Raw genomic sequence first — 14,040 nt, 5'->3', positions numbered from 1 at the left:
CCCCTCCCCTACCGCCACCATGGAGCCATGACGGAGCAGTACACGCAGACGGAGGCGGCCGGGTCACCGCCGGGCCGGCGGTTGGCGCGCTGCCGCGAGCGGAAGGTGATCGCCGGCGTCTGCGAGGGCGCGGGACGGTACTTCGACATCGATCCGGTGGTCTTCCGGATCGTGCTCGGTGTGCTGGCACTCACCGGCGGCCTCGGGCTGGTGGCCTACGGCCTGGCGTGGCTGCTCGTCCCGCTGGAGGGGGAGACCGAGAGCGAGGCGCACCGGCTGCTGTCGGGACGGGTCGAGGGGACCGCGCTGACGGCGGTGCTCGTCGCGCTGGTCGGCTGCGGGCTGTTCCTGTCGTTGCTGGGCAGCGGCGGGAACCTGGCCTTCTCGCTGGGGCTGCTGGCGGCCTTCGCCGGCGCCGTGTACTGGTCGGTGCACCGCCGGCAGGCCAGCGAGGCGCCCGCGCAGCCGGTCGCGCCGCCCCCGACCCAGCCGCCGCCGCAGCCCGCCACGGCGGCGTGGTGGAAGGAGACCGCGGTCGAGGACGCGCCCCCGGTTCCGGGGCCGGGCGGCTACCTGTGGGGTCCGGACGACAGCCCCTCGGACGTGGAGCGCGACCGCCGCGAGTGGCGGGACCGGCGCCGGGCGGTACGGCGCGAGGGCGCCTGGCTCGGAGTGTTCGTGTTCTTCCTGGCGGCGGCCGCGGCCGCGGGCGGCCTCGCCGCGTCCTGGTCGTCCGAGCCGCTGGCCACCAGCGTGCAGATCGGCCTCGGCTCCGCGCTGGCCGTCCTCGGTCTGGGCTTCCTGGTGAGCACCTGGTGGGGGCGGCTCGGGGGCGGCACCGTCTTCCTGGTGCTGCTGACCGCCGCGCTGCTGGTGGGCTCCACGACACTGCCCCGGTCGGTCGGCACCGACTGGAAGCAGCGCACATGGACGCCCGCCACGCTCTCGGCGGTGCAGGACGCGTACGAGCTGGGCACCGGCCGGGCGACGCTCGACCTGTCGAAGCTCCAGCCGGGCGGCCGCACCGTCGCGACGCGGGCCCAGATCGGCGCGGGGCAGCTGGTGGTCAGGATCCCGGACGACCTCACACTGCGGATGCACGTCCAGGTGGGCGTGGGCGACGTGCAGTTGCCGGGCGAGAAGGAGAAGGACATCGACGTCCAGCCCGGGCTGGACCGGAAGGTGACCCTGGGCCCGGTGGACGGACGGAAGTCCGAGGGCACGGTGGAGCTGGACGTGGAAGTGGGCGTCGGACAGGTGAAGGTGGTGCAGTTCCCGTGAGACGGCATCCGTTCGCGCCCTCGGCGCTGTTGACCGGGCTGGTCCTGCTGGGACTGGCCGCGGTGTTCCTGCTCGACGCCGCGGGCGAGGTGTCGCTGACCCCGGCGGCCGCGGTGCCCCTGACCTGTGCGGGTCTGGGGCTCGCGGCACTCGGCTCGGTCGCCGCCCGGATGCTCCGGGGGCGGACCGCCCGGCGCTCAGGCCAGACCGCGCCGGCCCCGGCCGCGCCGTCCGGCGATCATCGCGTCGACGGAGAGTAGCGGGGCGCCGGCGAGGACCAGCGGCAGCCAGGCCATGAGGTAGGCGAGGTCGTTTCCGTAGTAGTACGGCTGCGTGGACCAGCTCATCGTCAGCCACAGGCTCAGTGAGATCAGCGCGCCGCCCAGGGCGGCGATCCGGCTGAGGAGGCCGACGAGCGTGCCGACGCCGACGGCGATCTCACCGACGGCGATGGCGTAGCCGAAGCCGTGCGGGTTCTCCATGGCCAGGTCGATCATGCCCGGGATCGCGGCGGAGCCGCGCACCGCGTTGAGGGTGGCGACGAGCGAGCCGGGTGCGCTGTCGTTGAAGAAGGTGTCGGACATCAGCTTGTCGAACCCGGCGTAGACGAAGGTCACGCCCAGGAAGATGCGCAGCGGCAGCAGCGCGTAGCGCCGGGCCGTGTCCCGCCACGGACCCTGGCTGGGGTACCGCTCCGTGTCCCTCGTTCCGCTCATGCCCGTTATACCCGTCACGCTCATGACGTCCGCCCTCTCCGCACGCACCCGTCGTGGACCCCCTCCCGGACGATTCTCCAGGAGCGCCCTGGGAGATACGTAGGCGAAGCGGCCGTCGTTCAATCAAAAAGCCCTGCATTATCGCGAGCTATCCGCTCGTATGTGGGCTGGTAGTTGATCCAGGCGACCAGATCGTGTCCCAATTGCTCACGGGTGGCGAGCGCGTCCTCGTGGGTGATCCACACCGGCTTGCCCGCCGCCTTCGCGCTCAGCTGCACCTGGCAGGACTTCTCCATCGTCATGAACCACCAGGCCGCCGCGTCCACGGTCTCGCCGACCGTCAGGAGTCCGTGGTTGCGCAGTACCACCGCCTTGTACGCCCCCAGGACCACCGCGATGCGCCGAGCCTGCGCCTCGTCCACCACGACCCCGGTGTAGGCGTCGAAGAGCGCGTGGTCCTCGTAGAAGGCGCAGGCGTCCTGGGTGATCGGTTCCAGCCGCTCCCCCAGCGCCGCCAGCGCCCGGCCGTAGGTCGAGTGGCTGTGCACGACGGCCGTCACGTCGGGCCGTGCGGTGTGCACATGGGCGTGGATGGTGAAGGCCGCCTGGTTGACGTGGTGCCGGCCCTCGACGACGGCGCCGTGCTGGTTGGCCAGGATCAGCTCGCCCACGGTCAGGTGCCGGAACGGCACCCCGAAGGGGTTCACCCAGAAATGGTCCGGCAGCTCCGGATCGCGCACGGTGATGTGACCCGACACCCCGTCCTCGAACCCCAGCTCCGCGAACGCCCGCAGCGCCACCACCAGCCGCTCCTTGCGGTGACGGCGTTCCTCCGCGGGGTCCTCGAAGGTGGGCGGGAGTGCGAAATGGAGCCGATCAGGCGGTACGGGCTGCGGCGCGGTGTCGGTCATGGCGCGGAAGTTACCCCGAGGTACCGCAGATGAACAGGGGCGATACCAGGTTTCCCCGGTATCGCCCCAAGCCTGCCCCACTCAGGGGGCTACTCCCACTCGATGGTGCCCGGGGGCTTGCTGGTGACGTCCAGCACGACACGGTTGACGTCGGCGACCTCGTTGGTGATCCGGGTCGAGATCCGGGCCAGCACCTCGTACGGCAGCCGCGACCAGTCCGCGGTCATGGCGTCCTCGCTGGAGACCGGACGCAGCACGATGGGGTGGCCGTAGGTGCGGCCGTCGCCCTGCACGCCCACCGAGCGGACGTCGGCGAGCAGCACCACCGGGCACTGCCAGATGTCGCGGTCGAGACCCGCGGCCGTCAGCTCCTCGCGGGCGATCGCGTCGGCCTCGCGCAGCAGGTCCAGGCGCTCCTTGGTGACCTCGCCGACGATGCGGATGCCCAGGCCCGGGCCCGGGAAGGGCTGGCGCTGGACGATCTCCTCGGGCAGGCCGAGCTCCTGGCCGACCATGCGGACCTCGTCCTTGAACAGCTTGCGCAGCGGCTCGACGAGCTGGAACTGCAGGTCCTCGGGGAGGCCGCCCACGTTGTGGTGGGACTTGATGTTGGCGGTGCCGGTGCCGCCGCCGGACTCCACGACGTCCGGGTAGAGGGTGCCCTGCACCAGGAACTCCACCGACTCGCCGTGGGCGCCGGCCTCGGCGACGATCTCGCTCGCGGCCTGCTCGAAGACCCGGATGAACTCCCGGCCGATGATCTTGCGCTTCTCCTCGGGGTCGGACACCCCGGCGAGCGCGGTCAGGAAGCGCTCCTGCGCGTCGACGACCTTCAGCTGCACACCGGTGGCCGCCACGAAGTCCTTCTCGACCTGCTCGGACTCGCCCTTGCGCATCAGGCCGTGGTCCACGTAGACGCAGGTCAGCTTCTCGCCGATGGCCTTGTTGACCAGGGCCGCGGCGACCGCGGAGTCCACTCCGCCGGACAGGCCGCAGATGGCGCGCTTGTCGCCGACCTGCGCGCGGATCGCGGCCACCTGCTCCTCGACCACGTTGTGCGTGGTCCAGTCCGGGGCGATGCCGGCGCCGCGGTAGAGGAAGTGCTCCAGCACCTGCTGGCCGTGGTCGGAGTGCAGCACCTCGGGGTGGTACTGGACGCCGTAGAGCTTCTTCTCGTCGTTCTCGAACGCCGCCACCGGCACCAGGTCGGTGGCCGCGGAGACGGTGAAGCCCTCCGGGGCGGCGGTGCAGGTGTCGCCGTGCGACATCCACACCGACTGCTCGGCCGGGGTGCCCTCGAAGAGCGTGGAGCCGGTCTTGCCGACGTGCAGCGGGGTGCGGCCGTACTCACGCGCCCCGGTGTTGTCGACGGTGCCGCCGAGGGTGATCGCCATCAACTGGAAGCCGTAGCACATGCCGAAGACCGGGACGCCCGCCTCGAAGAGGGCGCGGTCCAGCCGCGGGGCGTGCTCGGCGTAGACCGACGACGGGCCGCCCGACAGGATGATCGCCGCGGGCCGCTTGGCCAGCATCTCCTCGACCGGCATCGTGCTCGGCACGATCTCGCTGTAGACCCGGGCCTCACGGACGCGGCGGGCGATGAGCTGGGCGTACTGCGCCCCGAAGTCAACGACGAGGACGGTGTCGGGGGCGGCTGGGGTCGCTGATGCCACGGTGGGCCTTCCGGCGGTGTCGAACGTGGGGTCCCTGCCGATTCTACCGGGGCCCGCGGCTTTACTTCCCCGCCCCGGGGGCGCACACTGTGCCGCATGCTCAACCGCACGCGCTTCGCGTTTACCTATGGCACCGGCTGGTCCGGCTGCCATGGTCGTGCTGTCTGAGCGAGGAAACGCATCCAGACGTCACCAGGCGCCCCGGGCCACACGGCCCGGGGCGCCTGGCGTTTCCCGTCCCGGGCGGCCCGGGGGCCCGGCCCCCGAGGAGGAACCCATGAGCAGCACCCCCGCGGCACCGCGGACCACCGACGCCGGCGCCGTCATCGCGGACGCCCGCGAGCGGATCGACGACCTCGACGCGAGGATCATCGCGCTGGTGCGGGAACGGATGGCCGTCTCGGCGGGCATCCAGCGCGCCCGCATCGCTTCCGGCGGCCGCCGCGTGCACCTCTCCCGCGAGATGGACATCCTGCGCCGCTACAGCGAGCAGTTGGGCAGGCCCGGCACGGCACTCGCCATGACCCTGCTGGAGCTGAGCCGCGGCCGGGTCTGAAGCCCCCGCGGCACCGGCCGTATGACCCGTTCGGGGGGCATCACCCGTACGGCACGTGACCGCCTACGGACGGCTTCGTTGAATCCGGTGTCCGTGCCAGCCAGGCGCGGTGACCCTGGGCCAGGGAAGCAAGGACGTCGAAGACCACGCGTGGACACCGCTCAGACGCAGCTGGGCGGGGTGCCACCGGAGCGATGAGGCGCGACCGCGCGAGTGGAAGCAATGCGGTCGCGCCGTGGGACCTCGCTCCGGTGATAGTGACCGGACGGCAGGGGACAGCAGCCCGGTCACGACTCAAAGTGGCGGTCGGTTCCGGGGACGCCCGGGACCGGCCGCTCTGCGAGGAACACACTACTCATTTCGCGGTACTTGAGCAGGTATCCGACCCTCGATCGAGTGAGTCGGGCCGCACAGGGCGCTCTCCGCGCGGTCCGGCGCCCCGTCGGAACGCGCCCGGAACCAGCCCGGAACACGGCCGGGAGGGCCGCGTCCCCTGCGGGCGCGACCCCCACGGCGTCCGTGCGTCCGGCGGCGTCAGCCCTTGGGCGGCACCGGCGGGACGGGGATCACGGGCAGCCGCAGCGCGCCGAAGGCGTCCTCGGGGACGACCGGGCTCCTGGGCTCGACCGCGGCGACGCGGCGGTAGGCCTCGCCCTGGGCCGGGCGCGGGTCGGCGTCACCCTTGTTGGGCCACAGCGACATGGCCCGTTCGGCCTGCGCGGTGATGGTGAGCGACGGGTTGACCCCCAGGTTGGCGGAGACCGCGGCGCCGTCCACCACATGGATGCCCGGGTGCCCGAACAGCCGGTGGTACGGGTCGATCACACCGTGCTCGGCGTCCTCGCCGATCGCGCAGCCGCCCAGGAAGTGGGCGGTGAGCGGGGTGCCCATCAACTCGCCGACGTTGCTGCCCGCGAAGCCGTTGATCTCCTCCGCGAGCAGGCGCGCGGCCTCGGCGCCCTCGGGGATGAACGAGGGGTTGGGCGCGCCGTGCCCCTGCCGGGCGGTGAGCAGTCCCTTCCCCAAACCCCTGGGCTTGCGGTAGGTCGTCAGCGAGTTGTCCAGGGACTGCATGACCAGCCCGATGATGGTGCGCTCGGACCAGCGGCGGTTGGACAGCGACCGCATCAGCAGCACCGGGTGGCGCGCGCAGTGCGCCAGGTAGGCGAGCCCGCGCGGCAGCCGGGTGCCGTGCGGGACCTGCAGGATGGACAGGCCGCCCATCGAGTTGGAGCCCTTGCCGTAGCGGACCGGCTCGATGTGGGTGTTCGCGTCGGGATGGATCGAGGACGTGATGGCCACCCCGCGCGTGAAGTCCACGCGCGGCTCGCCGGTGCGCCTGCGGTAGCGGCGGCTGTCGGTCTGCGCGCCCACCAGCGCCTCGGAGTTGGTGCGGGTCAGCTCCCCCAGCCGGGCGGACAGCCCCGGCAGCAGGCCCGCGTCGCGCATGCGGTGCAGCAGCGTCTGGGTGCCGTACGTCCCGGCGGCGACGACCACGTGCCCGGCGCGCAGCACGCGCGGCTTCGCCTTGCGGCGGGCGTCGGTGGGGACGACGGCGACGTCGTAGCCGCCCTCCGGGTTCTCCGAGACGGCGGTGACGGTGGTCATCGCGTGGATCTCGGCGCCCGCCTTCTCGGCGAGGTGGAGGTAGTTCTCGTTGAGGGTGTTCTTGGCGCCGTGACGGCAGCCGGTCATGCACTCCCCGCACTCCGTGCAGGCCCGCCGGGACGGGCCTGCGCCGCCGAAGTACGGGTCGGGGACCTCGGTGCCGGGCGCGGCCTCGGCGTCGCCCGCGGCGTCCCGTCCGTCGCCGAAGAAGACGCCGACCGGAGCCATGTGGAAGGAGTCGCCGACGCCCATCCGCTCGGCGGTCGCCTTGAGGTGGACGTCCGAGGGGGTCATCGTCGGGTTGAGCCGCACGCCGAGCATGCGCTTGGCCTGGTCGTAGTAGGGGGCCAACTCCTCCTGCCAGTCGGTGATGTGGCCCCACTGGCGGTCCTCGAAGAAGGCCTTCGGCGGGACGTAGAGGGTGTTGGCGTAGTTCAGCGAACCACCTCCGACCCCCGCGCCGGCCAGGATCATGACGTTGTCGAGCAGGTGGATGCGCTGGATCCCGTACAGGCCGAGCGCCGGGGCCCACAGGTAGTCCCTGATGTGCCAGGAGTTCTTCGGCAGCGACTCCCGGGTCCAGCGGCGCCCGGCCTCCAGGACGCCGACCGTGTAGCCCTTCTCGGTCAGGCGCAGTGCGGACACGGATCCGCCGAAGCCGGACCCGATCACGATCACGTCGTAGTCGTAGGACATCCGCTCCCCCTCCATCAGCGCAGCCTCAGCGCCTTCATCACGCGCAGGCTGCGGCTCATGAGGGCCGCGTACGCCGAGTCGTCCATGCCCAGCGACGGGGCCATCGGCAGCAGCCGCTGCGTCGCCACGGTCTGCGCCTCGGTGTACTTGAGGATGCCCTCCGAGCCGTGCCTGCGCCCGAGGCCGGAGTCCTTCATGCCTCCCATCGGGGACTGCACGCTGCCGTACGCCGGCGCGTAGCCCTCGTTGACGTTGACGGTGCCGCTGCGCAGGCGCGCGGCGACGCGGGCGCCGCGGCGGGTGTCCTTGGTCCAGACGCTGGAATTGAGGCCGTAGGGCGTCGCGTTGGCGCGCTCGACCGCCTCGTCCTCGTCGGTGAAGCGGTATACGGACACCACCGGTCCGAAGGTCTCCTCCGCGCACACCGCCATCGGCGGCTCGACACCGTCCAGGACGGTCGGCTCGAAGAAGTAGGGGCCGACGTCGGGCCTGGCCCTGCCGCCGGTGAGGACGGTGGCGCCCTTGGCGACCGCCTCGTCCACGTGCCGGGTCACGGTCTCCAGCTGGCGCTCGCCGGCCAGCGACCCCATCCCGGCGCCGTAGGCGAGGGCGGTGCCCAGCTTGAGGGCCCGGGTGCGCGCGGTGAAGCGCTCCAGGAAGGCGTCGGCGACCGACGCGTGGACGAAGAGCCGCTCGATGGAGATGCACAGCTGGCCCGCCGAGGAGAAGCAGGCGCGGACCGCGCCCTCTGCCGCCTTGTCGAGGTCGGCGTCCTCCAGCACCAGCAGGGCGTTCTTGCCGCCGAGTTCGAGGGAGGCGCCGATCAGGCGGGCCGCGGCACGCGTGGCCACGTCGCGGCCGGTGCGGGTGGAGCCGGTGAAGGACACGTAGTCGGCGTGCTCGACGACCGCCGGGCCGACGACCGGGCCCTCACCGATGACGACCTGCCAGACGTCGGCGGGCAGCCCGGCCTCGATCAGCTGCTCGCGCGCCCACAGGGCGGTCAGCGCGGTCTCGGTGTCCGGCTTCATCACCACGGCGTTGCCCGCGACGAAGGCGGGAAGCGCGTCGCCGACGGAGAGTTCGAGGGGGTAGTTCCACGGCGCGATCTGGCCGACGACACCGCGCGGGTGCCGCAGCTCCCGCACCTTGGTGAGCGTCGGGATGGCGCCGGTGTGCCGCTTGGGCCTCAGGTACGACGGGGCCTTGACGCCGTAGTGCCGGGCGGCGACGGCGACCGCCAGCACCTCCTCGTGCGCGTGCAGCCGGGCCTTGCCGGTCTCCAGCTGGATCAGGTCCAGCACCTCGGACTGGCGGGCCAGCACGAGGTCGTGGAAGCGGAGCAGCACCGCGGCACGCCTGCGCACCGACGTGGCCGCCCAGGCCTTCTGCGCCTCCCGCGCCCTGTCGTAGGCCGCCGCCACGTCTTCCGGGGTCGACTCCGGGAGCTCCGCCAGCTTCTCGCCGGTCAGCGGCGTGTGGTTCACGGTCCTGCCGCTGCCGGCGACGCCCCGCGTCAGCCGCGCCACGAGGTCCGGGGTCACCACGTCCGCGGCGGTCCTGGTGCCGGAGGGGGCGACCGGATTGCCGTTACCGCCAGTAGGAGAGTCCGTCATGGCGGGAGCGTACGACGGGGTGGCACCGCGTGCATACCCGTCAGTAGCCGGTTTTCACAATTACGCCAGCAAAAGCTGGCAGGAATGCCGCGAACCCCTGCCCGGCTCGGCCCGAGCGGCCCCGGGGCCGCTCGGCTGCGGTCGGCGCCGTGCTCAGGTGGTGCGGTAGGTCTCCGCGGCCTTCTCGAAGTAGCGCTTGACGTCGGCGCGTTCACCGTCCGGCCCGACGACCAGGACGACGTGGTACCTGCCGTCGCGGATCATCACCAGGTTGCGCGCGAACAGCTGCCGCCCGGATCCGTCGCTCCAGCTGAACTCGCCTTCCGCGGCGGAGATCCCGCCCATGTCGAGGCGGCGCAGCCCGGAGGCCGAGGACCAGCCGGAGGCACGGAAGCCCGCCAGCTCCGGCTCGTCGTTCTGGTAGACGATGGGATCGCTGCCCTTGTCCGCGACGGTGTCCCGGCCCGGCACGACCAGCAGCTGGTAGTCGCCGCCGGTGTAGCGGACCTGCCCGTCGGCGTTCCTTCCCGTGCGCTGCCAGCCGTTGGGGACGGCGAGGCGGAAGCCCTCCGGATCGGTGCGCAACCGGAATTCGCCGCCGAGGCCGGTGACGGCGCCGTCGTCCGCGGGGGTGGACCGCGTGGGCGGCGGGGCGCTCGTGGCGGGGGGCGAACTCCGCGGGGCCTTGGTGGCGGGCGACCCCCCGGCCCGCGGCTTCGTCGACTGCGGCCGTTCGTCACCGCCGGGCACCTGCGCGGGCAGGGTCCGCGTGGCGCCCGCCGCGCCCTCGTCCCCGGCCCCGCCGCGCGGCATGAAGAGCACGGCGTAGAGCACTGCGGCGACCATCAGCAGCAGCACCAGCCCGACCAGGGTGACCCCGAGGCTGCGCGGCCCGCGCGCCGACCGCTGCCCGCGCTCCTTGGTGCGCTTGTGGCGCCCGTGCGCGGAAGGCGCGGGCACGGGGTCGGCGGCGGCCTTGCGGCGCCGCACCAGTTCGCCCCGGCGCCTTACGACGGGCAGTTTGTGCGGATCGTCGGCGGGCACCGGCACCGTGCTCAGCCCCAGGTCCGGTTCCGGAGCGGACCGGACGAGCGAGCGCAGCCAGCCGCGCAGTTCCTCCGCGTCGGGCCGCTCCTCGGGGTCCTGGCGGAGCAGGGACTCCACGACGGGCCGCAGCGGTCCGCACTCCTCGGCGTACGCGGGCGGTTCGGCTATGACCAGCTGGACCAGCTCCGCGGTGTTCTCCTCCGGGAACGGCGGATGCCCCTGGACGCTGCGGAAGAGCAGCGACCCCAGCGCCCACAGGTCGGCGGCGGGACCGACGGGCGGGGCGAGCTGCCAGTTCTCGTGGACCTCGGTGGCCTGCTCCGGGGCCCACCGCTCCGTGACCGGGCCGATCACGGTGAGCCGCGCCTGCCGGGCGCGTTCCAGCTCCAGCGCGGAGTGCGGGCCCTCCCAGCCGCCGGGCGCCTCGCCGCCGCCGGCCATGACGGGCACCGGCACCGGGTTGTACCCGCACAGCGCCTCCTGTGCGGCGCCAACGGCCAGGCCGGAGAGCATCGCCCGGCCGTCGTCGCAGACCAGTACGGTGCGGCCGGTGACGTTGCGGTGGACCCAGCCGTGCGCGTGCAGCACGCGCAGCGCGGTCAGCACGTCGGAGGCCACCTCGGCGGCACGGTACGGGCTGAGCCGCTTGTCGGCGAGGACCGCGGCCAGCGGGCGGGCGGCGACCAGTTCGCTCACTATCCACACGCTGCCGTCCTCGACGAAGATGTCGAAGACCTGCACCAGCCGGGGGTGGTCGGGTATCGCGGCCGCCGCCCGCGCTGCCTCCAGGGCCCGGTGGGCGGTGTCCCCGCCGTCCCCTTGGTGCGGCCCGGGCTCGGCGCTGACGACCTCGGGCAGCAGGACCTGGCGTATCAGCACCTCCTGGTTGCTGAACGTGTCCCAGGCCCGGGTCTCCACCAGTTCGAACTCGTCGGCGGGCGGCCGCGGCAGGCGGTAGCGGTCGGCCAGTACGCGTCCCGCGTAGTCGTCCACGACGCCTCCCCAAAGCGTCAGATCCGATCCGTTGTGGATGCGGACAGTCCGCAATGACTCACGATACGTGCTCGAGCGGCGTCACTTGGCCGGTTTGAAGGTGTTGTAGAGCGCCTCGCGCATCTCCCTGGTCTTCTTGCTGTTCCAGTCGGCGTCCGGCGCGAAGAAGAGGATGGCGTAGCCGTGTCCGTCGTCCACGACGAAGCCGCGGTTGACGGCGCGCATCTTCGTCCCGCCGGAGGTGTAGGTGAACTCCCAGTCGGCCGCGGTGCGGTAGCCGCGGTAGTCCACGTCCTTTATGTCCACCTTCTGGTAGCCGGGGAACCTGCTCGCGGCGCCGGACTCGTTCTGGCGCCAGGCGTCCGCCGCGCTCCTGCCCGGGGTGTGGGTCCAGTCGACCTGCACCCGGGGGCTGCGGCGGGCGTTGAAGATCCAGCCGTTGCCGGCCCGCTCCTTGTTCGCGGCCCAGCCACTGGGCAGCGCTATCGAGAAGCCCTCGGAGTCGGTGTAGGTCGTCCAGCCGGCCGGGACGGCGCCGGTACCGTTCTTCCCGCTGCCGGAGCCGTCGCCGGACCCGGAGGAGGAACCGCCCGAGCCCTTGCCGGAGTCGCCGTCCTTCCCCTTGCCGGCGTCGTCGCCGCCCTTGTCGTCGCCGGCCTCGCCGCCCGTGCCCTTGTCGTCGCCTCCCTTGCCGTCCTGGACGCCTTCGTCACCGGACTTGGCGCTCGCCGGGGCGGACGGGCCGGCGGGCCGGCGCGCGCCCGGGTCGTCGTCGCCCTGGCCGGCCCAGATGCCGATGCCCGTCCCGAGCAGCACGAGGACGACCACGATCGCCGCGAAGAGCACTGCGCGTCGGCGGCGCTCGTCCATCGACGCCAGGAGCGGCAGCCGGAGGGCGGCCGGGGCGGCGGCGACCGGTACCGGCGCGACCGGCGCGGACGCGGTCGCCGGGGTGGCGGTGGTCGCCGGGGTCGCCTCTGGCTCCGGCTTGGCCTTGGCGGCCCGCAGGGCCGCCTGGTCGGCCGCGGCGGCCCGGGCGGCCGGGGGTGCGTCGGTCGGCGTCGGCTGCGGGTCGGAGGGCGGCAGCGGCATGGTCCGCGTGGCCTCCGCGACCGGGACGTCCGGCGCGTGGGCGACGCGCGTCAGCAGCGGACGCACGCCGGCGTCGTCGAGCCTCAGCTCCGGGTCCTTGTTGAGCAGCCCGTGGATCGCGTCGGCCAGCGGACCCGCGTTGCGCGGGGTCTGCAGAGACTCGGTCATGACCGCGGTGAGCGTGGCGATGGCCGAGCCCTTGTCGTACGGCGGCCGGCCCTCGACCGAGGCGTACAGCAGCGCGCCCAGCGACCACAGGTCGGCCGGCGGGCCCGGCTTCTGGCCGCGCGCCCGCTCCGGCGAGATGTAGGAGGGAGCGCCGACCAGCATGCCGGTTGAGGTGACGGAGGGGTCGCCGTCGATCTGGGCGATGCCGAAGTCGCTCAGCACGACGCGGCCGTCGTCGGCGATCAGGACGTTGGACGGCTTCACGTCACGGTGGAGGATGCCCTCCTTGTGGGCGGCCCGCAGGACGTCCAGCACGGTCAGCCCGACCTCGGCGGCGCGCTTGGGCGAGAGCGGCCCGTCCTCGCGGATCGCGTCCGACAGCGAGCGGCCCTCGACCAGCTCCATGACGATCCAGGGCCGGTCGTCCTCCTCGACGACGTCGAAGACGGTCACCGCGCCGGTGTTGCGGATCCGGGCGGTCGCCTTGGCCTCGCGCAGGGTGCGGGTGATCAGGCGGCGCTTCTCGTCCTCGTCGATGTTGTGCGGGAAGCGGAGCTCCTTCACGGCGACCGTACGGCCGAGCGTCTCGTCGACGGCCCGCCAGACGGTGCCCATGCCGCCCTTGCCGAGGACGGCGCCGAGTCGGTACCGGTCGGCGATGAGACGCTGGTCGGTGTCGTGCGCCTGGCCCATGAATTCCCTCTGCAGTCGCTGAAGATGAAGCTCCCTCATCGCCTGCTTGCGGCGACCGCGGGATGGAGACCTCCATCATCCCTGACTCGGGGCCGTGGTCCCACCCCGGCCCCGCCGTGTGCTAGTCGTGGACGACGAGTCCGGCCACCGCGTTGTCGAAGACCGACCGGAAATCGCCCCATTGGGCCGTAGGCGCCGAGAGGTAGACGGCGAACTCGCGTCCACCGGGCTCCCCGAAGCCGAGGTCGATGGCCCGGAAGTCGCGGGCCTTGCCCTGGAAGGTGAACTCCCATATGGCTGCGGGGCGATCACGCCAGCGGGTGCTCTGCATCCGCAGCCGCTCGTATCCGGCCAGCTTGGGGATGGTCTGCTGCTCCTCCTCCCCGAAGTGCTCCAGAGGGTCGCTCGCCGCGTAGTCCAGCGTGCCGATCCGCAGGCCGGCCAGTCCGCTCGGATCGACGTAGATGACCTGATCGCCCTGCACCTGACGGGTCCACCCGTCGGGCACCGGGACGGAGAAGCCGCGCTCCGGCTCCTCGGCCAGGCGGTAGCCCGCCGGCACGGGCGAGGGGCCCGGAGCCGACGGGGACGGAGAAGGAGACGGGGAGGACGGCGACGAGGATGTCGCCGAGTGGCTCGGCCCCGGCCCGTCGCCCTGGGTGCCGGTGGAGCCGCCGAAGTGCTGGGCGGCGTAGAACCCGCCGCCGGCCAGGGCGACCGCCAGCGCCGCCGCGACCAGCGCCCGTACGCCGGCGCGCCGGCGGCGCCCGGGGGCCGGCGGCGGCGCCGCGACCTCCGACGGGACCGTGGGGGCGTGCGGCGGCTCGGGCTGCGGGGCGGGGGTCCGGGACCGGACGACGGCGGTCGGTGCGGTGTGCGACACGGCGAGGCTGTCGCGGGGGACGCTCTCGGTCTCGGTCTCGGCGGCACCGGCCCGCAGCAACCGCTCGGCCTCCTCCGCCGACAGCCGCCCCCGCGGCTCCCGCACCA

General features: G+C 72.9%; 10 protein-coding genes and 1 pseudogene. 3 read left to right on the top strand and 8 right to left on the bottom strand.

All coding sequences use genetic code 11. The features are described 5' to 3' along the window. Positions 1-27: 27 nt before the first annotated feature. Both B085_RS0124290 and B085_RS49500 read left to right on the top strand, forming a co-directional pair. Entirely contained in the window at positions 28-1,281 is a 1,254-nt protein-coding gene (locus B085_RS0124290) for a PspC domain-containing protein (protein ID WP_018561201.1), read from the top strand. Then, a complete protein-coding gene (locus B085_RS49500; protein ID WP_158689815.1) occupies positions 1,278-1,541 on the top strand; it encodes a hypothetical protein in 264 nt (87 codons plus the stop codon). The genes B085_RS0124290 and B085_RS49500 overlap by 4 nt, the downstream gene beginning before the upstream one ends. Here B085_RS49500 and B085_RS0124285 read toward each other — a convergent pair. The 3 genes from B085_RS0124285 to guaA all read right to left on the bottom strand — a co-directional run bounded on the left by B085_RS0124285 (position 1,479) and on the right by guaA (position 4,581). Then, entirely contained in the window at positions 1,479-1,997 is a 519-nt protein-coding gene (locus B085_RS0124285; protein WP_018561200.1) for a DoxX family protein, read from the bottom strand. The genes B085_RS49500 and B085_RS0124285 overlap by 63 nt on opposite strands. A 119-nt stretch (positions 1,998-2,116) precedes the next feature. Further along, entirely contained in the window at positions 2,117-2,908 is a 792-nt protein-coding gene (locus tag B085_RS0124280; protein WP_018561199.1) for a class II aldolase/adducin family protein, read from the bottom strand. Between the two features lie 89 nt (positions 2,909-2,997). Then, complete coding sequence (gene guaA / locus B085_RS0124275; protein ID WP_018561198.1) at positions 2,998-4,581, bottom strand: glutamine-hydrolyzing GMP synthase; 1,584 nt, start codon at positions 4,579-4,581, stop codon at positions 2,998-3,000. A 277-nt stretch (positions 4,582-4,858) separates the two neighbouring features. Between guaA and B085_RS0124270 the strand changes: the two genes are divergently transcribed. Next, on the top strand, positions 4,859-5,137 hold the full coding sequence (locus B085_RS0124270; RefSeq protein ID WP_018561197.1) for a chorismate mutase: 279 nt from the start codon (positions 4,859-4,861) through the stop codon (positions 5,135-5,137). A 534-nt stretch (positions 5,138-5,671) separates the two neighbouring features. Here the strand turns inward: B085_RS0124270 and B085_RS0124265 are convergent. The 5 genes and pseudogenes from B085_RS0124265 to B085_RS43635 form a co-directional block, all read right to left on the bottom strand. Further along, complete coding sequence (locus B085_RS0124265; RefSeq protein ID WP_018561196.1) at positions 5,672-7,456, bottom strand: GMC family oxidoreductase N-terminal domain-containing protein; 1,785 nt, start codon at positions 7,454-7,456, stop codon at positions 5,672-5,674. Next, positions 7,456-9,057: a succinic semialdehyde dehydrogenase gene (locus tag B085_RS0124260; protein ID WP_026251377.1), complete on the bottom strand. Its 1,602-nt coding sequence runs from the start codon at positions 9,055-9,057 to the stop codon at positions 7,456-7,458. Before B085_RS0124260 ends, B085_RS0124265 begins: the two co-directional genes overlap by 1 nt. Before the next feature lie 153 nt (positions 9,058-9,210). Continuing rightward, positions 9,211-11,097, bottom strand: coding sequence for a serine/threonine protein kinase (locus B085_RS0124255; protein WP_018561194.1), 1,887 nt, complete (start codon positions 11,095-11,097; stop codon positions 9,211-9,213). Positions 11,098-11,178: 81 nt separating this feature from the next. Further along, a complete protein-coding gene (locus tag B085_RS0124250) occupies positions 11,179-13,050 on the bottom strand; it encodes a serine/threonine-protein kinase (RefSeq protein WP_018561193.1) in 1,872 nt (623 codons plus the stop codon). 121 nt (positions 13,051-13,171) lie between these two features. Continuing rightward, positions 13,172-14,040, bottom strand: a pseudogene (locus tag B085_RS43635) (serine/threonine protein kinase); the annotation flags it as partial.

It is taken from the genome of Streptomyces sp. BoleA5 (assembly GCF_000373665.1).
Classification (GTDB): domain Bacteria; phylum Actinomycetota; class Actinomycetes; order Streptomycetales; family Streptomycetaceae; genus Actinacidiphila.
Note: the sequence above shows the minus strand (reverse complement) of the source record. Positions and strands in the feature narration are given on the sequence as shown.